Source organism: Veillonella sp. CHU740 (genome assembly GCF_003992055.1).
GTDB lineage: Bacteria > Bacillota > Negativicutes > Veillonellales > Veillonellaceae > F0422.
Genome location: NZ_RQVD01000001.1, coordinates 208,035 through 227,722 on the forward strand (window position 1 = coordinate 208,035; position 19,688 = coordinate 227,722).

At 40.3% G+C, this 19,688-nt stretch carries 20 protein-coding genes; 1 reads left to right on the forward strand and 19 read right to left on the reverse strand.

Annotated features, from left to right (window positions below):
• Nucleotides 1-6 precede the first annotated feature (6 nt).
• The 3 genes from rlmH to EO115_RS00990 are packed head-to-tail and all read right to left on the reverse strand — an operon-like array spanning nucleotide 7 to nucleotide 2,422.
• Nucleotides 7-486: a 23S rRNA (pseudouridine(1915)-N(3))-methyltransferase RlmH gene (rlmH, locus tag EO115_RS00980; RefSeq protein WP_126937123.1), complete on the reverse strand. Its 480-nt coding sequence runs from the start codon at nucleotides 484-486 to the stop codon at nucleotides 7-9.
• Between the two features lie 21 nt (nucleotides 487-507).
• The gene (locus EO115_RS00985; RefSeq protein WP_164724014.1) at nucleotides 508-1,296 is read right to left on the reverse strand and encodes an MBL fold metallo-hydrolase; all 789 of its coding nucleotides are present in this window, start codon (nucleotides 1,294-1,296) and stop codon (nucleotides 508-510) included.
• 13 nt (nucleotides 1,297-1,309) lie between these two features.
• Nucleotides 1,310-2,422, reverse strand: a complete 1,113-nt coding sequence (locus EO115_RS00990) for a RuBisCO large subunit C-terminal-like domain-containing protein (protein ID WP_126937200.1) — start codon at nucleotides 2,420-2,422, stop codon at nucleotides 1,310-1,312.
• 479 nt (nucleotides 2,423-2,901) lie between these two features.
• Between EO115_RS00990 and EO115_RS00995 the strand changes: the two genes are divergently transcribed.
• Nucleotides 2,902-4,041 carry a pyridoxal phosphate-dependent aminotransferase gene (locus EO115_RS00995; RefSeq protein ID WP_371413231.1) on the forward strand — a complete coding sequence of 380 codons (1,140 nt, stop codon included), beginning with the start codon at nucleotides 2,902-2,904 and terminating at the stop codon, nucleotides 4,039-4,041.
• 173 nt (nucleotides 4,042-4,214) lie between these two features.
• On the opposite strand, the gene atpC is transcribed toward EO115_RS00995, so the two are convergent.
• From atpC to EO115_RS01075, 16 genes are all read right to left on the reverse strand, one after another.
• On the reverse strand, nucleotides 4,215-4,475 hold the full coding sequence (gene atpC / locus EO115_RS01000; protein WP_126937126.1) for an ATP synthase F1 subunit epsilon: 261 nt from the start codon (nucleotides 4,473-4,475) through the stop codon (nucleotides 4,215-4,217).
• 3 nt (nucleotides 4,476-4,478) lie between these two features.
• Nucleotides 4,479-5,900 (reverse strand): F0F1 ATP synthase subunit beta, encoded by a 1,422-nt coding sequence (atpD, locus tag EO115_RS01005; RefSeq protein WP_126937127.1) that lies wholly within the window; start codon nucleotides 5,898-5,900, stop codon nucleotides 4,479-4,481.
• Between the two features lie 22 nt (nucleotides 5,901-5,922).
• Nucleotides 5,923-6,777, reverse strand: a complete 855-nt coding sequence (atpG, locus tag EO115_RS01010) for an ATP synthase F1 subunit gamma (protein WP_126937128.1) — start codon at nucleotides 6,775-6,777, stop codon at nucleotides 5,923-5,925.
• Between the two features lie 3 nt (nucleotides 6,778-6,780).
• The gene (atpA, locus tag EO115_RS01015; RefSeq protein WP_126937129.1) at nucleotides 6,781-8,316 is read right to left on the reverse strand and encodes a F0F1 ATP synthase subunit alpha; all 1,536 of its coding nucleotides are present in this window, start codon (nucleotides 8,314-8,316) and stop codon (nucleotides 6,781-6,783) included.
• Between the two features lie 2 nt (nucleotides 8,317-8,318).
• Nucleotides 8,319-8,885 carry an ATP synthase F1 subunit delta gene (gene atpH, locus EO115_RS01020; RefSeq protein WP_126937130.1) on the reverse strand — a complete coding sequence of 189 codons (567 nt, stop codon included), beginning with the start codon at nucleotides 8,883-8,885 and terminating at the stop codon, nucleotides 8,319-8,321.
• Nucleotides 8,886-8,889: 4 nt separating this feature from the next.
• Nucleotides 8,890-9,384, reverse strand: coding sequence for a F0F1 ATP synthase subunit B (gene atpF, locus EO115_RS01025; protein WP_126937131.1), 495 nt, complete (start codon nucleotides 9,382-9,384; stop codon nucleotides 8,890-8,892).
• A gap of 28 nt (nucleotides 9,385-9,412) precedes the next feature.
• Nucleotides 9,413-9,673 carry a F0F1 ATP synthase subunit C gene (atpE, locus tag EO115_RS01030; protein WP_126937201.1) on the reverse strand — a complete coding sequence of 87 codons (261 nt, stop codon included), beginning with the start codon at nucleotides 9,671-9,673 and terminating at the stop codon, nucleotides 9,413-9,415.
• Nucleotides 9,674-9,702: 29 nt separating this feature from the next.
• Entirely contained in the window at nucleotides 9,703-10,374 is a 672-nt protein-coding gene (atpB, locus tag EO115_RS01035; protein ID WP_126937132.1) for a F0F1 ATP synthase subunit A, read from the reverse strand.
• Nucleotides 10,375-10,405: 31 nt separating this feature from the next.
• The gene (locus tag EO115_RS01040) at nucleotides 10,406-10,774 is read right to left on the reverse strand and encodes a hypothetical protein (protein ID WP_126937133.1); all 369 of its coding nucleotides are present in this window, start codon (nucleotides 10,772-10,774) and stop codon (nucleotides 10,406-10,408) included.
• 9 nt (nucleotides 10,775-10,783) lie between these two features.
• Nucleotides 10,784-10,987, reverse strand: a complete 204-nt coding sequence (locus tag EO115_RS01045) for an AtpZ/AtpI family protein (protein WP_126937134.1) — start codon at nucleotides 10,985-10,987, stop codon at nucleotides 10,784-10,786.
• A 175-nt stretch (nucleotides 10,988-11,162) separates the two neighbouring features.
• Nucleotides 11,163-12,314 (reverse strand): non-hydrolyzing UDP-N-acetylglucosamine 2-epimerase, encoded by a 1,152-nt coding sequence (wecB, locus tag EO115_RS01050; protein ID WP_126937135.1) that lies wholly within the window; start codon nucleotides 12,312-12,314, stop codon nucleotides 11,163-11,165.
• 478 nt (nucleotides 12,315-12,792) lie between these two features.
• A complete protein-coding gene (locus EO115_RS01055; protein ID WP_126937136.1) occupies nucleotides 12,793-13,818 on the reverse strand; it encodes a glycosyltransferase family 4 protein in 1,026 nt (341 codons plus the stop codon).
• A gap of 134 nt (nucleotides 13,819-13,952) precedes the next feature.
• Nucleotides 13,953-15,677, reverse strand: coding sequence for a phosphoglucomutase (locus EO115_RS01060; RefSeq protein WP_126937137.1), 1,725 nt, complete (start codon nucleotides 15,675-15,677; stop codon nucleotides 13,953-13,955).
• Nucleotide 15,678: 1 nt separating this feature from the next.
• Nucleotides 15,679-16,671 (reverse strand): YitT family protein, encoded by a 993-nt coding sequence (locus tag EO115_RS01065; protein ID WP_126937138.1) that lies wholly within the window; start codon nucleotides 16,669-16,671, stop codon nucleotides 15,679-15,681.
• Between the two features lie 113 nt (nucleotides 16,672-16,784).
• Complete coding sequence (locus tag EO115_RS01070; RefSeq protein WP_126937139.1) at nucleotides 16,785-18,137, reverse strand: tyrosine-type recombinase/integrase; 1,353 nt, start codon at nucleotides 18,135-18,137, stop codon at nucleotides 16,785-16,787.
• 69 nt (nucleotides 18,138-18,206) lie between these two features.
• On the reverse strand, nucleotides 18,207-19,649 hold the full coding sequence (locus tag EO115_RS01075; protein ID WP_164724015.1) for a DNA-directed RNA polymerase: 1,443 nt from the start codon (nucleotides 19,647-19,649) through the stop codon (nucleotides 18,207-18,209).
• Nucleotides 19,650-19,688: the final 39 nt, after the last annotated feature.

The following is a 19,688-nucleotide window of genomic DNA, read 5'->3' on the forward strand; positions in this document are numbered from 1 at the left end:
CCTTCCTTACCAATGATACGGTTCATTTCGATTAATTTTACATGCTCTATATAATTGTTCAACTAGTACTAAACGTACCATCTGGTGGGTGAAAGTCATAGGACTGATCGACAGTTTCCATTGCGCTCGTTGGCGTAGTTCTTCTGATACCCCAAAAGCACCGCCTATGAAAAACACCATTTCACTATGACCTTGTACTTCTAATTCACTGATACGCTTTGCTAAGTCCTCTGAACTCATTTGTTTCCCATATACGTCTAAGAGAACGACAAATGACTGCGGTGTACAGTATTTTAACAATCGTTGCCCTTCCTCATAGAGCGCTTTTTGTTTATCCGACTGACTCGGCTTATCACCTAATTTACTCTCAGGCAGCTCCGTAATCGTCACACCGCCATAGGGTTGTGTCCGTTTCACAAATTCTGCTACCCCTTCCCGTAAATAGGCTTCTTTTAATTTTCCAATACAATAAATAGAAAATTTCACGATATTACTCCTACTCTTGCGTTATATGGATACAATCTCTTTCGGGTCACCATGAAAGATTGAAAAGCCTTCTTCTCCTCTAGTCTCTAATCGCTCTAACATCTGTGTAGCCATTAAATCCACGATAGGCAAGGCGTTATTATTTTCAGAACGATGGGCGAAAATAACTTTCATCCCCTTCGGTCGTCGCAAGGATTCCAAAGTTTTCATAGCTTCTTCATTGCATAAATGACCTTGACGGCCGCCGACACGGCGTTTCAAATCAAATGGGTACGGGCCATATTTCAACATTTGCTCATCATAGTTTGCCTCTAAGACTAACAAATTAGAATCCTGTAGATGCTCACGCATCGTCTCACTAACCATCCCCGTATCTGTCATCAAAGCCGCCTTTGTACGTCCTGAGTAACAGGTGATTCCGATAGGGTCTACCGCATCATGACTAGTAGAAAATGGCTGTACGATTATATCCCCTAATGAGATTTCTCCACCATCCAAGCAAGTAAAACAAGACATTGGCAAGTTTTGTTTATCCCCTATTCGTCTCGCCGTATCTGCCTTTGTAAAAATTGGTAAGCCCCACTGCTTAATCATCTGTGGTATACCCGCAATATGATCAGAATGTTCATGAGTCACCACAATGCCTTCTACCATATGCATGGGAATATCTAAGGCTTGCAATGCTTTTGTAATTCTGCGGCAACTAATACCTGCATCGATAATGAAAGCGCTCTTAGCACTTCGTATAATCGTACAGTTTCCTTTACTTCCACTAGCAACAGCATGCACTTCTAATGATTCTTGGTCCAAGCTCATACTTCTCCTAGTTTCTTTCCAATACATCAATAAATGCTTTCATATTATCTATTAAATTAGGTCCACGGCGGAACATATCTCCTCCTACGAGGAACATCGTATCCTTTCCATATAGATCGATTAATTCTGGCAACCGGGCTTCTGTCACTCCACCCCCTGGTGACGGACAAGATGGCAGTATATTTCCTAAAGGTCGTCGATTCACTTCACAAATATGACGGCACACATCTGGTTCAAAGGTAAACCGTCCCCCATAGGATACAAAAATATTCATATCACCACCGAATACACGTGGCAACAGCCCCATCCACAAAGTTGGTGAAATACCAGACGTTCCTGGCAGTACGAAGCCCCCCATCATAGCGGGATGAACAATTAATGGCAAGTTCAAAGAATCATCGGTAGCCAATCGATGCAGCCATCCAAAACCAATCAATGCAGGTGCCACCATCAATGCCGTAGCACCTGCTTCCTTCGCATAATGAGCTCGCTCTAGTACATCAGTGCCATCCCCTGATACATTAGCTGCATACAGCGTATGATGCCCACTCTTAGCATTTGCTTCTTGCACTGCATGGGCACAACGGGATACACGATCTTTAAAAGGGGAAAAGGGTTGATTCGTCAATCCATGGTCATCTTTAATGACATCAGCGCCACCCATCGTATAGGCATAGCACATACGAGCTAACTCTTCATTCGGCGTCCCCATCGGCTTCACCACGGCTTGAATCATAGGGCGATGTGGTGTGTGACATAATTGTCTAAGGCCGGACATACCGAATTTGGGGCCCTTAAACACATCTAACAAACTAGGGCTGAACTCAATATCTACGACCCAAATATGCGGTTGCAACGAAGAGTTACCAAAAACTACATTTAAAAACTGTGTTGCTTCAAACCCTGATGTTTCCACCGGATAGGCAATCTTAGCCCAAAAACAATCTTCTTTTTCTGTTAGCGAAAGCAATTGCCCTACCATATGACGACGTGGGTCACTTTCACCTAATAGTTCATACGGAAATTCTATCGTCTGTTCGACTTGAATTGACCAAGCCACTTGCTTTGCTTCTTCATAGGTAGGAACATGCAATGCATAAGTAACGGAAAATGTTTCCATTGGTAACTCCTTTCCTTTCATTATCGCTGAATGTATTTTGTATCTTGTGATTGTCTATATGAAAGTTTGTCACAATCGATTATATTGCAACAAGTCTTAAAAAATCTAACATGAAGTTTTTATACTCTTATAGTATGACATAAGTTCTTATGAAATGCTATGTCATACCTACAATTATACACTATATGCAATAAAAAAGAACCTCTCATTGACTAGGTTCTTTTGTGATAATATGGTACACTGTTACTATTATTTAATATATCATTCTACTAGATGTTGTACAACTACATATGACCTCTACCAAGTACCCTTATGTAAGAGATACTATTCCTATACTCGTATAAGATATATGATACATGCTATATCATGCTTTGTGTTTGGTATATCATTTATTATACATCTCTCATTGTACATCGCATATAGAGATACAGCCGTATCGGAAAGGACAACCTATGAACTGGAACAATTATCTTTCAAATATGACACAAACACTTCCCCCATCAGGGATTCGTAAATTTTGGGAAAAAGCAATGGCTATGGATGATGTCATCTCCCTTTGCGTAGGAGAACCAGATTACATCCCTCCTCAACCTGTGCTAGATGCTCTCGTAGCCAGCGTACAGCGAGGCGAAACAAACTACTCCCCTAATGCAGGTATCCTACCATTGCGAGAAGCGATCAGTCATTGGTATAACCGTCGTTATCATGTACACTACGGCACGGATGAAATGATGCTCACCATCGGCGCCAGTGAGGCCATCGACTTATCCCTTAGGGCCTTGCTCAACGAAGGAGACGAAGTCTTAATCCCGAATCCATCCTATGTAGCACACCAAGCAGAGGTCCACATGTGCGGCGGCAAAGCTGTACCTGTACCGACCCATTTAGAAGATGGCTTCAAACTTCGTGTGGAAGAGTTAGAAAAACTTGTAACAGACAAAACAAAAGCTATTTTGATGTGCTACCCAAGCAATCCTACGGGAGCCATCATGGACTATGAAGATCTATTGCCTATCGCAGAGTTTGCAAAAGCCCATGACCTGATCATCATCTCTGATGAAATTTACTCGGAACTCACTTACCACAAGGACCATGTATCCATGGCATCCTTGCCAGGCATGAAGGATCGCACTATCATCTTGAACGGCTTCTCCAAGTCTTATGCTATGACAGGTCTTCGCATTGGGTTCCTCTGCGCTCCTGCACCATTCATCACAGCCTGCATCAAATTGCACCAGTACAGCATCGTCGCACCTGCTACACCTGTACAACACGCTGCCATCGTAGCCCTCAACGAATGTGATGACTCTGTAGTGGCTATGCGCCAAGACTATTTGGAACGCCGCGACATGATTGTCAAAGGATTCCAAGACATGGGCTTACCCATTGCCGTTCCAGAAGGGGCTTTCTACGTGTTCCCAGATATTTCTCAAACTGGTCTCTCCGATGAAAGCTTCTGTGAACAATTGTTAGAACAACAACATGTGGCCGTTGTACCGGGATCAGCTTTCGGCACTTGCGGTGCTAACCGCATCCGTTGCTCCTATGCATCTTCTAAAGAAACGATTCAAGAAGCATTACGGAGAATCAAGATTTTCTTAACAGATTTACAGAAATAACATACTATATAAGCTACTAACATAACTCCCATACTGTTAACATATTGCCAATATGTCACTCAGTTACCTCGAGTCCTGTATGAATCGGCTTATACACAAATTTACAAATATAAAAGGGTTGTACCGCTGCCACTGGCAGTTCGGTACAACCCTTTTAGTATATCTCCGATATTCTATTCTACACGTTCACAAGATGTGGTCGTAATATACACAGCATTATGTTCTACTTCTAGGAATCCTCCTGGAAGCACAAACTCTTCGCTGGTACCATCGTGATCAATGCGAATCGTTCCAGAAGCTAACGCACTCACTAGCGGTGCATGATGTGGCATGATACCGAACTCTCCATCAAGAGCTTTCCCTACCACCATCGTTGCATCTCCAGAAAACACTGTTTCATCAGGAGTAATAATTGTTACTTGCATGGTACTCATAGATTATTCTCCTTTCCCTAACATGTCCCTTCCTTTGGCAACAGCTTCATCGATAGTTCCCACCATGTAGAACGCACTTTCAGGTAAGTCATCATGTTTACCTTCTAGGATTTCACGGAAACCACGCAATGTTTCTTTCAATGGCACATATTTACCAGGACTGCCTGTAAATACTTCGGCTACGAAGAATGGTTGACTCAAGAAACGTTGAATTTTACGAGCACGAGCTACTGTCAATTTATCCGCTTCAGACAATTCTTCCATACCTAAGATGGCAATGATATCTTGTAAATCTTTGTATTTTTGAAGTACTTCTTGTACGCCACGAGCTACGGAGTAATGTTCTTCCCCTAATACTAATGGATCCAAGATACGGCTTGTGGAATCCAATGGATCCACGGCTGGGTAAATACCAAGTTCTGCAATGGAACGAGACAATACTGTAGTAGCATCCAAGTGAGCAAATGTCGCTGCTGGCGCTGGGTCAGTCAAGTCATCGGCAGGCACGTAAACAGCTTGTACAGACGTAATGGAACCTTCTTTAGTAGATGTAATACGCTCTTGTAACGCCCCTACGTCATTGGCCAATGTTGGTTGGTAACCAACGGCAGATGGCATACGGCCTAGCAAGGCAGATACTTCGGAACCAGCTTGGATGAAACGGAAAATGTTATCTACGAATAACAACACGTCTTGTTGTTGTACATCACGGAAATATTCCGCCATGGTCAAACCTGTTAAAGCTACGCGCATACGAGCTCCAGGAGGCTCATTCATCTGTCCATACACAAGGGCTGTTTTAGACAATACGCCAGACTCTTTCATTTCGTTCCAAAGGTCATTCCCTTCACGGGTACGTTCACCAACGCCTGCGAATACGGAGTAACCACCGTGTTCTGTAGCAATGTTATGAATCAATTCCATGATTAGAACTGTTTTACCTACACCGGCACCACCAAATAGACCGATTTTACCACCTTTTACATATGGGGCAATTAAGTCTACGACTTTAATACCAGTTTCTAAAATATTAGTTTCTGGGGCTAATTCATCAAATTTTGGAGCTGGGCGATGAATTGGCCAATGTTCATTCACTTTCACTTCTGCTGGATCATGGTCAACTGTTTCACCTAATACGTTGAAAATACGACCTAGTACACCATCACCAACAGGAACGGAAATAGCGGCCCCTGTGTCCACTGCTTCCATGCCACGAGTCAATCCATCAGTGGAGCTCATGGCTACACAACGAACTGTGTCATCCCCTAAATGTTGCATAACTTCTACAACAATCTTAGATGTTTCTTGTTCGCCGCCTTTTGTAATAGTAATTGCATTGTAAATAGCAGGCAATTCACCTTTGGGGAAGACTACGTCTACCACCGGTCCAATAACCTGAACTACTTTACCTATATTTGTACTCATATACGAGATACTCCTTTATCTATTATTGCAATGCGTTTGCACCGCCTACGATTTCAGAAATTTCGTTAGTAATACCTGCTTGGCGCAACTTATTGTATTCTAAGTGCAAGGTACCAATCAATTCGCCTGCATTATCAGTAGCGGATGTCATGGCCGTCATACGGGCACCTAATTCACTAGCCGCCCCATGTAGCAATGCCGTATACACAGTACTTTCCACATAGGCTGGCAATAGCTGTTCTAACACAGATCCTTGATCTGGGTAGAATAAGCTTTCACTCGGCTCTTCTGTATCTGATGCTAGTGAAAGAGGTAACAATCGCTCATGAGTCACTTCTTGCAATAAGGAGTTCACAAACTTAGTGTATACCAATACCACTTCGTCCACCTCTCCAGACAAGAACATAGCTTGTGCTTGTTCTACAATTTCTTGAGCGTGGTGAAAGCCTGGCTTATCAGAAAACCCTTGCATATGAGACAAGATTGGATAGTCATGACCTGTGAAATATTCCGTTGGTTTTCGACCTACCGTGAATAGACCATAGGATTCCGATGACTGATCTTGTACCAGAGTTTGTACATATTTAATAATATTACTAGTATACGCACCAGCAAGGCCTTTATCAGCACCTACCACTATATAGGCTACCTTATTGACAGGACGAACCTCCAATAATGGCATCCCCTCTAACTCTTGCAAGGAGGTGATACTCTGATCGAGCATATGACGAAGGCGTTCTGTATAAGGTTCTGTACCTTTCGCTTTTTGTTGTGCACGACGTAGACGAGCAGACGCTACCATTTTCATAGCTTTTGTAATTTGTTGCGTATTAGTGACACTTTTTATACGCTTCCGTAAGTCTTGTGCACTACTCATAGATTACGCCTCCTCTGGTAATAATTCGTGAGTAGCACCAAAGAGATCGATACATTCTAAAATCGCTGTTTTCAACGTTTGTTCTGTATCTTCTTCTAATTTCTTAGTGTCTCTAATCGATGCTAATATATTGGCATAATTTCCATGTACATATTGTAATAAAGCATCTTGGAAAGCTGGTACATCATGAACAGCCAAGCGTTTAAAGTAGCCATTAATGCCCGCATATAAACATACCACTTGTTCTTCTACTTTCAATGGAGAATATTGTGGTTGTTTCAACATTTCTGTTAAACGTTCACCACGATCCAATTGTGCTTTTGTGGACGCATCTAGATCGGAACCAAATTGCGCAAAGGCCGCTAATTCACGATATTGTGCCAATTCCAAGCGCAATTTACCAGCTACTTGTTTCATGGCCTTGATTTGTGCGCTACCACCTACACGAGATACGGATAAACCTACGTCAACTGCTGGACGCACGCCAGAGTAGAACATATCTGTACCCAAGAAAATTTGTCCATCTGTGATGGAGATTACGTTTGTTGGGATGTAGGCAGATACGTCACCTGCTTGTGTTTCGATAATTGGTAAAGCCGTAATAGAACCGCCACCCAATTCATCAGATACTTTCGCAGAACGTTCTAATAAACGAGAATGTAAGTAGAACACGTCACCAGGATACGCTTCACGTCCTGGAGGACGACGCAATAACAAACTCATCGCACGGTATGCAGCGGCTTGTTTTGTTAAATCATCATATACGCAAAGTACATGTTTACCTTGGTACATGAAATGCTCGCCCATAGCCACACCAGAATATGGTGCTAAGTACTGCATAGGGGCTCCTTCAGATGCACCTGCAGATACGACGATTGTGTATTCCATAGCTCCTGCTTCTTCTAATTTTTGCACTACACGAGCTACTGTAGATTCTTTTTGACCGATGGCTACATAAATACAAATCACATCTTGTCCTTTTTGGTTCAAGATGGTATCGATAGCAATCGCTGTTTTACCTGTACCACGGTCACCGATAATCAACTCCCGTTGACCACGACCGATTGGCACCATCGCATCAATGGCTTTCAAACCAGTCTGCATTGGTTCAAATACAGATTTACGATCTGCAATTCCCGGTGCTGGATATTCGACAGGTCGATGTGTTTCTGCCACGATTTCGCCTTTTCCATCAATTGGTTGGCCAAGGGCATTCACAACACGGCCAATTAAGCCTTGTCCTACAGGAACCTGCATGATACGACCTGTACGGCGCACTTCATCGCCTTCTTTAATTAAGAAGTCATTACCTAATAGCACGGCCCCTACATTATCTTGTTCTAAGTTGAGCACCATACCATATACGCCATGAGGTAACTCTAATAATTCGCCAGCCATGGCTTTTTCAAGACCGTAGATATGCGCAATACCATCCCCTACTTCGAGAACAGTCCCTACGTCATCTACGTTTAATTCCACATTATAGTCCTGAATCTGCTGTTTAATAATGGCAGTAATTTCTTCAGGCGTCATTTTCATAATTAACCATTCACCCCAATCTTATTGGTACTTGCTATGAGCAATGATTTTTTCAACTCTTCCAATCGTCTAGTCATACTTCCATCAATCCGAGTATCTCCTACCTGGATAATCATACCACCTAAGATAGATGCATCTATTCGCTCTTCAATAACGCAGTCTTTACCAGTAATGGCTTTTAATTTGTCCAATACTTGTTGACGTGTTACCTCTGAAAGAGGCTCTACTACGGTCACGATCGCTTCTAAAATACCTCGACTTTCACGAGATTTCTTAATATACGCGCGAGCTGTTTCCATAATATATGCACTACGGCGACGATCTACCATAACATAGAGAAAATTCATAATGAGAGGATGTAATTCACTACTAAAGATTTGTTCTAAAATTTTCTTTTTACCACATACCTCTAACATTGGATTGATTAAAATTTGACGTAACTCTTCGTGAGTGGAAAATATATCTTGCACATAGGAAAGGTCTGTATCGAATTGATCTAACAAACCTGATTCTTGTCCTAATTCAAATATAGCAGAGCTATATGTATCTGCAATTTTTTCTACACTCATCGTATCACGACCTTAACGTTGTACTATCAAGTTTTGCAATGGTATCCTCTACAAACGCTACATTATCAGCACTAGAGAAATCTTTTTTCACTAATTTTTCTGCTACTTGTACAGATAAGGTAATCACTTCTGCACGGATTTGTTGCATTGCTTTTTCACGTTCCCGTTCAATTTCTTGACGGGCCAATTCTTTTTCTTTGACTAATTGAGCTCGTAACTCTTTGATTTGTGCTTGTGACTCTGCTTCTGCTTGTTTTTGAGCAGCTTCCACAATCGCTTGTGCTTCTTTGCGAGCTAATTGTAATTGTGCTGCATAGTCAGCTTGTAATGTTTCTGCTTCTTCTTTTGCACGTTGTGCCTGTAACAAGTCATTTTCAATGCGTTGTTTCCGCTCTTCCATGATTTGTAATAAAGGCTTATAGGCAAATTTAGCTAAAATCAACACTAACACAAAAAAGTTCAAAATCTGAGCTATGAGTGTGCCGTTTATATCTACCAACGGTCATACCTCCTCTTGGGTAATGCGATTATTTAAGTAAATCTACCAATGGGTTTGCAAAGACTAATACAATAGCAATAACCGCTGCAATGATAGGAATAGATTCGATCAAACCAACAGAGATCAACATGTTAGTTAATAATTTACCAGATTGTTCTGGTTGGCGAGTCATACCTTCTAATGCTTTAGATGTTGCCATACCATCGCCCAAACTTGCGCCAATCGCTGCTAAACCAATTGCTAATCCAGCACCAATCACAGATGCTACCAATACGTACGCTTTTGCCATTAATAATTCCATAATAAAATCCTCCTAAATTAATGTTCTTCTGCTACTGCCATTCCTAAATAGGATGTCACAAGCATTGCAAATATAAAAGCTTGAATAATACCAATAACCAAACTAAAAGCGAGCCAAATCAATGGCACAGCATAGGGTACCAAATTATATAATAATTCTAATAAAATTTCCCCTGCCAAGATATTGCCAAACAAACGAAACGCCAACGTAGCCGGTTTTGCCACTTCTTCCATTAAGTTAATGACAATAAATGGAGCAAATGGTTTTAAATAATGTTTAAAATAACCAGGGCCCTTGACTTTCACCCCCACAAACCACACAATGATGGAACTTGCTAAGGCTAACCCCAAAGTCGTATTGATATCGTTCGTTGGGGATGCCAGAATGTGCGGACTTGGAAGCAATCCCAATTCATTACCAATCAAAATAAATAGAAAATAAGTAAATAGAATTGAGCTCACTAATCCCCAATGTTTTCCTAAGCTAGGTTGCAGTTGCGCTGTCAAACTTTCCAGTAGGCTTTCCACCACATTTTGGACTCCTTTAGGCACCATAGACCGTCCTCGTGTGGCTATGAGTGAGATGACGATAATAAATCCCATCACTAACCACGTCATATACAAGGTATCCATATTAAAGGATAACCCCATCCATTGGACCACATGATGATGCCCTGCATGTAATTCCATATGCACACCTCCTTTCACACATAACTAACAATTATTGTTTACGAGCATGTATTGTATACTCTATATATTGAAGAGGAACAAAAATAAAAACTCCCCCTAATACACCTTTCATAGATAGAGAAGGAATCTGTGTTCCAATCCCTACTAAAACGACGATGAGACTGAATCGACTAATCACAGCAATCCGCACTTTTCGCTTCACATCTTCCAAAGAAATCTGTGAAATCCTACGGGTTTGTAATACTAAGTATAAAAAATAAATACCATGAGTCATCATTCCCCATAACCAGCCAGTTATATGGTTAGTCCAGCCGAGTAACCATAACCCTATACTACCTAGTATAGCCACCCACAGAATCCATAGGCAATGATTTTTAACATAGGTCCTATATTCTTTCATGAATACTCCTTATAATAATTGACGAATGGCACTGTATAAGCCCAAAAATCCTCCTAATAGACCACCTATAAGAATTCCCCATGGCCTTGTACCACTATACATATCTAAGGCATATCCAATTCCTACGCACAGACCAATGGAGCAAAATAGACTGACTCCTATTGTCGACGCTTTTGATACTGCCGTCCATAGTTCTGATCGCTTTTGCTCCATACATTCACCTCATCTAACACGGTAAATTATACCATTGATAGTTGTATTTTTATAATTCATAAATTTGATACATGGGAGTTCTAAACCTTTAAATGAATTGTAAATTAATTCATTTAAGCCTTTTATCCCCCATTGAAAGTAGATATCAACTGTATTATGACTTTAATGCATTCTTCTAATAACTTTTTCCGAAAGTTGTTGGCTTGTCTTGATCTTCGAAAAATTCATAACGTAAGGCTTGCACGATTCGGTCCGATGCAAGTCCATCCCCATACGGATTCACTGCATTAGACATAGCTAAGTACGCCCCTTTGTTTACAATCAGCTCTGTAGCCGTACGATACACACTCTCTTTATCAGTTCCCACTAATTTTACGGTACCTGCCTCAACTGCTTCAGGACGTTCCGTAGTATCTCGCAATACCAATACCGGCTTACCCAAGGATGGCGCCTCTTCTTGAATGCCACCAGAATCCGTCATAATCAAATACGTACGAGCCATCAAATTAGCAAATGGTTCATACTCCAAAGGCTCAATCAAATGCACTCGATCCATATGACCTAGTACGTCTTGCACAATATTGCGCACCTTTGGATTGCGATGCATAGGGAAAATCACTTCCACATCTGCCTGCTCATTAATAATATCACGAATCGCTTCGTATACATTGCGCATAGGATCGCCCAAATTTTCACGTCTATGAGTCGTCACAAGAATGACTTTGTTGTTGATATAATCAATTTGATTCAATAGCTCTTCTTTGAAAGTATAGTCTGTTTGCACTGTTGTTTGCAGCGCATCAATGACTGTATTTCCAGTCACATACAAGTGGGCTGGGTTAATATTTTCTTTCAGCAAGTTAGATTCCGAAGTACTAGTTGGCGCAAAATGATAGGTTCCTATAGCTCCCGTCAATTTACGATTCATCTCTTCTGGGAATGGAGAATAAATATTTCCCGTTCTAAGACCTGCTTCCACATGACCTACTGGTATCCCTTCATAAAAAGCAGCTAGCGCTCCTACAAAGGTTGTCGTCGTATCTCCATGCACTAATACCACATCTGGTTTAGCTTCTTTCAATACTCCTTGTAAACCAAGCAAGGCCTTACATGTCACATCATATAACGTCTGTCCTTGACTCATAATATTTAAATCATAATCAGGCGTTATAGAAAACAAATGCAACACTTGATCTAACATCTCTCTATGCTGTGCCGTTACCGTAACAATAGACTCCATATCCTCAGCAGCCTCTAAGGCCTTAACAACAGGCGCCATTTTAATCGCTTCAGGACGAGTCCCGAATATAGTCATGACCTTTAACATAGTACCTCCCACATATCTCATGTGCGTATCATCCTTGCGAAAGCATCCATCTTTCACAAACATTCCTAAATCACTTTATTAATTACTTAATGATTATATCTATTGTAACATGTAGAAGAGTTCCATACTAGTGAAAACTTCTCCTGAGAGAGTAATTCGAGGTAAGAACGCCATAGGCTCTATCATACATGTCGAATGGAATATAGTGTTTATTTTTTATCAAGTATCATAAAACACGAAAGACAGCGACATGTTCCTGAACAAACCTTCTTCTCCAGAGCAATTCGGGGGTAAATGCTTTGGGTTTGTCACCTATGGCGTTCCCTACTGCTTACATTACATATAACAAGAAGAGCACGGCATGTTCCGGAGCAAACCTACCGTAGGATCAGTTTGTGGAGGAATGTGCCGTGCTCTTCCCTTTATCTAATTAAATTAAAAACGCCATAGGTATACAACCTACGGCGTTCTTACAACGTTATTTGCGATCAACCTCGTTGTCTTTCGCAATGATCCCAATTCGTGTGGCTGTCCATACGCAAGCACATAGTATGAGCACCACTAATAATAATCCAATTGTGAAGTTAGCTTTTGCAGCCACGATGGACACACAGCCCAATACCGCTGTGATAGCATACATCAGTAACACAGCTTGTTTTTGAGTTAACCCCATAGCCAATAAGCGATGGTGTAAATGACCTTTATCTGGCTGGAATACTGGTCTACCATTGATTCGACGACGTACAATCGCAAATAATGTATCTAAAATTGGCAAGCCCAACACAATAACAGGCACTACCAATCCAACAGTAGCCGCTGTTTTTACGCTACCCATCACGGAGATCGCCGCCATGGTATACCCCAACAACATACTTCCCGTATCGCCCATAAAAATTTTAGCCGGGTTAAAGTTATACCGCAAGAATCCACAAGCAGCACCAGCTAAGGCAAGGGTAATACAAGCTAAATCAACTTGTCCCATTTGCAAAGTCACGATACAGATGGCAATGCAGGCAATCAAAGAAATTCCTGCTGCCAATCCATCTAAACCATCAATCAAATTGACAATATTCGTAAATCCCACAATCCAAAATACGGTAAGTGGTATAGAAAGATATTCTAAGTACAGCATATGATCTCCAATGCTGATAAAGTGAATGGCATTATCAAAGATAGGCAACATCAAGGCTGCCACAATCTGCCCCAGCAACTTAGTTTTGGGTCCAATTTGTTTCACATCATCCCAAATACCCACTGCTACTAGAATCACAGAACCTATGAGTAATCCTTTCACAGAAGAAATATCTTTCACGCTATATAGTAAAGATACCATATAACCAATATAAATGGCCAATCCGCCTAGGCGTGGAATCGATACTTGGTGTACCTTTCTAGCATCAGGCGCATCAATAGCACCTATTTTTACAGCTAACGTTCGCACCAACGGCGTACATATATAGGTCACAATCAATGCAATGACAAAGGCCCAAACATATACTGTCATTCCATCACCTCCATTTCCTAACTGTTATATCCATCAATCATAACCATACAGAATCGTATGTAATACTTCCAATTATCATCTACATGGTCAATTATATCAGTTCTATCCATGACATACAAGAAAAAGACTGCTAGTTATGCCTTTGCTTCTACTAAACTTTCAATCAGCGCTTTCCCATCTTTCATGATTTCGGCTAATCCCTCTTCACCAGCATAGGATTCAGCGTACATTTTATACAGATTTTCTGTTCCTGATGGACGTGCTACAAACCAACCGGTTTCTGTCACTACTTTGACCCCATCAATAGGTTGATCCCCATAGAGAGACGTCGTACGTACATCAACAATCGCACTACCACCTAACTCTGAAAGAGTTACATCCGATGCTTTCATACCTTTTAAAGCGCTTTTAATCTCTGGTGTGCATGGCATATCAATGCGATGGAACGTAGGTGTACCCCATTGAGCCGTCATCGCATGATACAACTGCGCTGGTGTTTTACCCGTAGTAGCTACCATTTCAATAGCTAATAGAGCCAAAATGATACCGTCTTTGTCGGTAGTCCACACGGTTCCATCCATTTGCAAGAAAGAGGCCCCTGCGCTTTCTTCTGCGCCCAACCCAATCGTGCCATCGAATAATAATGGTGCAAAATATTTAAACCCTACAGGCACTTCATAGACCGGATGATTTGTATCTTTACAATACGCATCCATCAATCCAGTCACAACGGCTGTTTTACCAATGCCTTTACCCTCCCAAGGACGGGTTTCATTCAAATACTTAGCAGCTACCACTAAATACTGATTAGGTGCCAATAAACCTTCTTCTGTGACAATCCCATGACGATCGTAATCTGGATCATTACCTACTGCAAGTACATGGTCTCCTAAGTTCTTGGCCACTTCTGCCATCGCATACGGTGAAGAACAATCCATGCGAATCGCTCCATCATGATCATAGGACATGAAACTAAAGGTCGGATCATAGTCGCTGTTAATAATGGTAAAGTTCAAACCATATGTTTTTGCAATGGCATGCCAATACGCACCACCACTGCCACCTAAAGCATTGATTAACACCTTAGGATTTGCCTTTTGGATAGCTTCTACATTGATAATACGAGGTAGCTCTTGTACATAAGCCATGGTAAAGTCATAAGGCTCTAAATATTGTCCCGCTTCTTCTACCGTAATAGAGGACACCACTTCTACTGTTTCTTCTTCATGATGGCAGCAACCACAATGTGCACTTTCATGAAGTCCTGTCAAATCATGGAAGGAGAACCGTTGAATGCTAGATAATCCTTTTTGTAAGTATTCATTGGCCAACGCTTCGATCCGTTTTGTTACTTCTGTGTCTGCCGGTCCACCATGAGGAGGATTATATTTAATGCCCCCATGTTCTGGAGGATTATGAGATGGTGTAATGATAATACCATCGGCCATATCTTCTGCATTGCCATGGGCATTATGGCGCAAAATTGCCCGGGACACACTTGGCGTTGGCACAAATCCACGATGCGCATCTACCCTGGTTATGATGCGGTTACCTACTAATACTTCAATAGCTACTTGTAAAGCAGGTTGCGACAAGGCATGTGTATCCTGCCCAATATAACAAGGACCTGTGGCACCAAATTCATGGCGTACATCACATATGGCCTGCACAATGGCCGCGACATGCAATTCATTAAAGGTCGCTTTGGACGCAATACCACGATGCCCAGAAGTACCAAAGGTCACGCGTTCTTCTATATGTGAGTAACTAGGAACAATACGGAAAAAGTCTTTCACAATTGTATCTACGTTAATAATATCTTCTCGTTTTACAGGTTGTCCTGCCAATGGATGTACCATATTAATGTTCCTCCTTATGCGTATCACTAGGTATTTCTTGTCGTGCTACTTGTACCTCGTGAATTAACTGTTCTGCTTCTGCTTCCTTCACGGGGTCACAGGTTTGTAACACTCGCTCTACCGCACCTTTTGTAGATTTAGCAGAGAACCCTGTACCGATAACCTCTGCCGCATCGGTAATCACCATAAATGCCGTCGGATCTTCTGCCTCTACGGCAGCTTTCAATCGAGCCACTTGCAATAAGCTAACCACGACCATAATCACCTGTTTAGGTTGGTGTGTATAGGCACCTTCCCCATTCAAAATAGTGGCGCCACGGCCAAGCTTTTCAATAATCAAATTACAAATTGTCACTGGTTTATAGGAGATAATAAACATTGCTTTCCGTTGGTTAAATCCAGAGATGACCTTATTCGTTACCATCGCAGATAAATACGTACTAATCAACGTGGTTGCAGCCGCTTCAATGTTGATCACGATAGCTCCTGCTACTAAAATCATCATATTAATACCAAATAAGATGCTACCAATTTGCAATCCGAATCGATTGCGAATGATCAACGCAATCGGGTCAATTCCCCCGGTATTACCGCCACCACGATATACAATACCAAGGCCCAGTCCAGAAAACAAACCACCCAAGATGCCGCCAATAATTGGGTTGTGGGTCAATTCCAAGGTGGACAATGGAGACAATACATTGATGATGACAGACATGTAGAGAGTCCCAAAGAGTGTGACACCTAAATGCCAACGTCCTAACCATCTCCAGGCAGCATATAACACTGGAATATTTAGTAAAAAGTTGATGGCCCCCAAACTTAATGCGCCTTGAGCAATGTAATAGATAATCAAGCTTAACCCACTGATACCACCACTTAATAATTGATGTGGCACAATGAAGCCTTGTACCCCTACGCCAAACACAGTAGCTCCGATAATAATATAAATTAATGTTTTAATTGTACTTAGATATTTTGGTTTATTGTCCATTACTTTCACCTACTTTACATCCCATACTAATACTAGTATTATGTCATAAAACACCTTACTAGTAACGTTTGTTTTATTATTCTTACTTTTTGTGTATGATTTTGTGTATTATACTATATTACGCGTGTTGTTTGAAAAACTTCTTTGGGGTCTTTTATTAATTTTCCGTACACTTTTAAAATCATTGTAGGGTCTTTATGTCCTACTTGATGTACCAATGCATATAAATCAATACCTTTACTCAGAGCTATTGAAATATATGTATGTCTTGCTATATGTGGTGTAACTTTTATATTTAATTTTTCACCAACACGATTCAAATAATATCTAACCGATTCAACAAACAGATATTTTGAGGTTCGTCCTTTAAATATAATAACATCTATTTCTTTTAGTTGTGCTTGTAAAAGATTATATAAATATTCGTCTTTTACATAAACCCAACGGGTACCACTCTCTGTTTTTGGCAACTCTATCCGTATTGTTTTTTCTATTTTATCCCATGAAATGGTTTTTGTTACATGGATTGCAATAAGCTTATCATTACCAAGTATGATATCGCCTTTAGTTAGTGCTATTGCTTCACCAATACGTAATCCTGTTTTAAATAATAACTGTAATAATAACTCATACCGTCCCCCTTTGCTATATTCCAATACAGCTTTTACTTGCTCAACGGTTAGTGGCTTTTTGTCATATACTGCCTTTACTTTCATTGGCTCAATCTTCTTCAGCACCTGTTCATTCAATACATCCATTTTATATAAATGTTTAAAAATAGATAGCATTAAACAGTTTATTACATGCTTATTCTTTTTACATTTTTGTAGCCAATGATTAAGAATATTTGCTTGTAAATCCCCCAGCTTTACATCTTCAATAATTTTAAAATAATTAATTAGGTTACGAATATACATACTTTTTGTGGAGTTTCGTATATCTTTTGCATTAACCCATTCTAGCATGTATTCTTTAAAACTTCTTTGTTTTAATTGCTCTAATAGTACATTATCGTTTCTTGAGTTTTCTTCCTCTAGTTTCCTTACTGTACTATTTCTATTGGCCAATACTTTTGCTTGCTCTTCTTCTGCTTCTTCCCTAGTATTAAATTTAGGGCTTTTATATAATATTTCCTTTCCATCCTGATCATACGCAAGCGGTAAATTTCTGATATAAAATACTTCTTTTCCATTATTTCTTTTTAATCTTTGTATTGTGCCTTTACGTGTTGGTATCACTATTGCTCCTTTCTGGATACCAAACCTTTCACAATACACATTATACACACTTTTATAGAACGTGGCTATTAATAACCCTACTTGTTCTGCGTTTAATCGTATACGCCCATCTGCATCGTAAGACACAAATAGCATTTTATCTTTTTCTAACTTTTTAATTTTTTGTCTTATTGTCTGTTGCGACACTTTCAAATATTCGCTTATTTCTTTAATTGTGAATACGGCCATATTTTCCCCTATTAAAATTAGACACAAAAAAAGACCCGTTCCAATTGGAATAGGTCTTTTTGTATTTCTTTAATGAAATATATATGTACTGCGTAGCACTTCTGCTATGTCTAATTTTCCTTTTTTTGGTTCTTCTATATCTTCTAACGGTTCGCCTATTAGTGCTTCAGCTTGTTTTCTAAATTCTGATAGTGGTTCATATTCGGTGTAGAGTTTATAAAACTGTTCCCGTATGATGCCTTTTAAAATGTGGGCTTCACCTAAGCTCGTACCAAAACTATCATGTATTGTTGTATAGTTCTGTAGGCTACTTTCATTTACCACCATCATTAGATGAGTACTATCTAAACTATGAATAAAGTTAGGAGCTATTCCGTTAACTTGTTCTGTCTTGCGTAGCTCTTCTTGTTTGTCGATATCCATATAATAAATTGGTAGTCTTATTGATGTCCCTAGTCTCGTTTTGAACGATTTTGTATCACGTTCTAAATAGACTTGCTGTACATCTAGACCTAATGGTGTCTCCCATTGAACTGGCTTACCACTATTAACTACTTTCCTTGCTATCTTTTGCAAGTACTCCATAGCTTGTGCACCTTTTACAACTACATCTTGAACTGATTGCCATATTTTACTTGCAAGATATTTGCTTGCGGGGTCTTCATACCCTTTAAAATGTGGGTTGTCTTTTGTAATATCGTTGTAAATTTGTTCACCGAATCCGTATTGTTTACTACCGTATGCTAGGGTCATTACAGACCGCTTGCATACTTTTCTATTAATTCCATATGCTAACCATGCATCAGCTAGACTTTTAGTACCTCTTTTTTCGACCGTACGGCCATTTTCTTCATAATATTTAGTATAGTTTTCGGTACCACACATGGAATCGATTTCTACTAACATTTTCACTTGATCCGCTACATTTTGGTAAATGTCTGCTGGTCTCTCATGATCAACTAAGTTTACAGCATTTCCGCCTATCTCATCTCTTAACATTGCGGAGTAATGTTGCAATCCTGAACAAGTGCCATCATAGGCAATTGGAATAGGGCATTTAAACCCTACTAGTGTGCCGTGATTTTGTCTATATAGCAATGCATCACGGTATGCATCACAGAATGCTAGGAATTGTAGGGGTTCGTCTGCACCTTCCCAGAAGCTAGACAAAAAAGGTTCTGCACTGCTTGCTAGTATTTCCTTTTCGTTTTTGTCTATCCACTCGCAACGTTCTTTTAGGCTTATTTTATCGTTACCATAAAGATTGCACCCTTGGATTTTTAATAGCTCCAGGTCTTCTATGTCTCTTGTGCATTCTTTAGGCTCTGCATAGTGTAACACCGATTTCATAATATCATCGCCTTGATGGTTAAGATAACTCATAGGGTATATCCGCCCTCTAAAATCAATGTTACATGGGAAATAAATATGGTCGTATTCGCTAAAGTCTTTAGCAATATTATAGATTTTATATACTCGTAATGCTCTTGATCGTCTCGCAATCTCTTGCATATGCACCTCGTACATTTTCCGTTTATGTACTCTTAGTGC

What these genes read in the sequence shown, in the direction of transcription:
- EO115_RS00990 (WP_126937200.1), bottom strand. Translation starts at nt 2,422, where the DNA reads ATGGAAACATTTTCCGTTACTTATGCATTGCATGTTCCTACCTATGAA.
- EO115_RS00995 (WP_371413231.1), top strand. Translation starts at nt 2,902, where the DNA reads ATGACACAAACACTTCCCCCATCAGGGATTCGTAAATTTTGGGAAAAA.
- atpC (WP_126937126.1), bottom strand. Translation starts at nt 4,475, where the DNA reads ATGAGTACCATGCAAGTAACAATTATTACTCCTGATGAAACAGTGTTT.
- atpD (WP_126937127.1), bottom strand. Translation starts at nt 5,900, where the DNA reads ATGAGTACAAATATAGGTAAAGTAGTTCAGGTTATTGGACCGGTGGTA.
- atpG (WP_126937128.1), bottom strand. Translation starts at nt 6,777, where the DNA reads ATGAGTAGTGCACAAGACTTACGGAAGCGTATAAAAAGTGTCACTAAT.
- atpA (WP_126937129.1), bottom strand. Translation starts at nt 8,316, where the DNA reads ATGAAAATGACGCCTGAAGAAATTACTGCCATTATTAAACAGCAGATT.
- atpH (WP_126937130.1), bottom strand. Translation starts at nt 8,885, where the DNA reads ATGAGTGTAGAAAAAATTGCAGATACATATAGCTCTGCTATATTTGAA.
- atpE (WP_126937201.1), bottom strand. Translation starts at nt 9,673, where the DNA reads ATGGCAAAAGCGTACGTATTGGTAGCATCTGTGATTGGTGCTGGATTA.
- atpB (WP_126937132.1), bottom strand. Translation starts at nt 10,374, where the DNA reads ATGGAATTACATGCAGGGCATCATCATGTGGTCCAATGGATGGGGTTA.
- EO115_RS01040 (WP_126937133.1), bottom strand. Translation starts at nt 10,774, where the DNA reads ATGAAAGAATATAGGACCTATGTTAAAAATCATTGCCTATGGATTCTG.
- EO115_RS01045 (WP_126937134.1), bottom strand. Translation starts at nt 10,987, where the DNA reads ATGGAGCAAAAGCGATCAGAACTATGGACGGCAGTATCAAAAGCGTCG.
- wecB (WP_126937135.1), bottom strand. Translation starts at nt 12,314, where the DNA reads ATGTTAAAGGTCATGACTATATTCGGGACTCGTCCTGAAGCGATTAAA.
- EO115_RS01055 (WP_126937136.1), bottom strand. Translation starts at nt 13,818, where the DNA reads ATGACAGTATATGTTTGGGCCTTTGTCATTGCATTGATTGTGACCTAT.
- EO115_RS01060 (WP_126937137.1), bottom strand. Translation starts at nt 15,677, where the DNA reads ATGGTACATCCATTGGCAGGACAACCTGTAAAACGAGAAGATATTATT.
- EO115_RS01065 (WP_126937138.1), bottom strand. Translation starts at nt 16,671, where the DNA reads ATGGACAATAAACCAAAATATCTAAGTACAATTAAAACATTAATTTAT.
- EO115_RS01070 (WP_126937139.1), bottom strand. Translation starts at nt 18,137, where the DNA reads ATGGCCGTATTCACAATTAAAGAAATAAGCGAATATTTGAAAGTGTCG.
- EO115_RS01075 (WP_164724015.1), bottom strand. Translation starts at nt 19,649, where the DNA reads ATGCAAGAGATTGCGAGACGATCAAGAGCATTACGAGTATATAAAATC.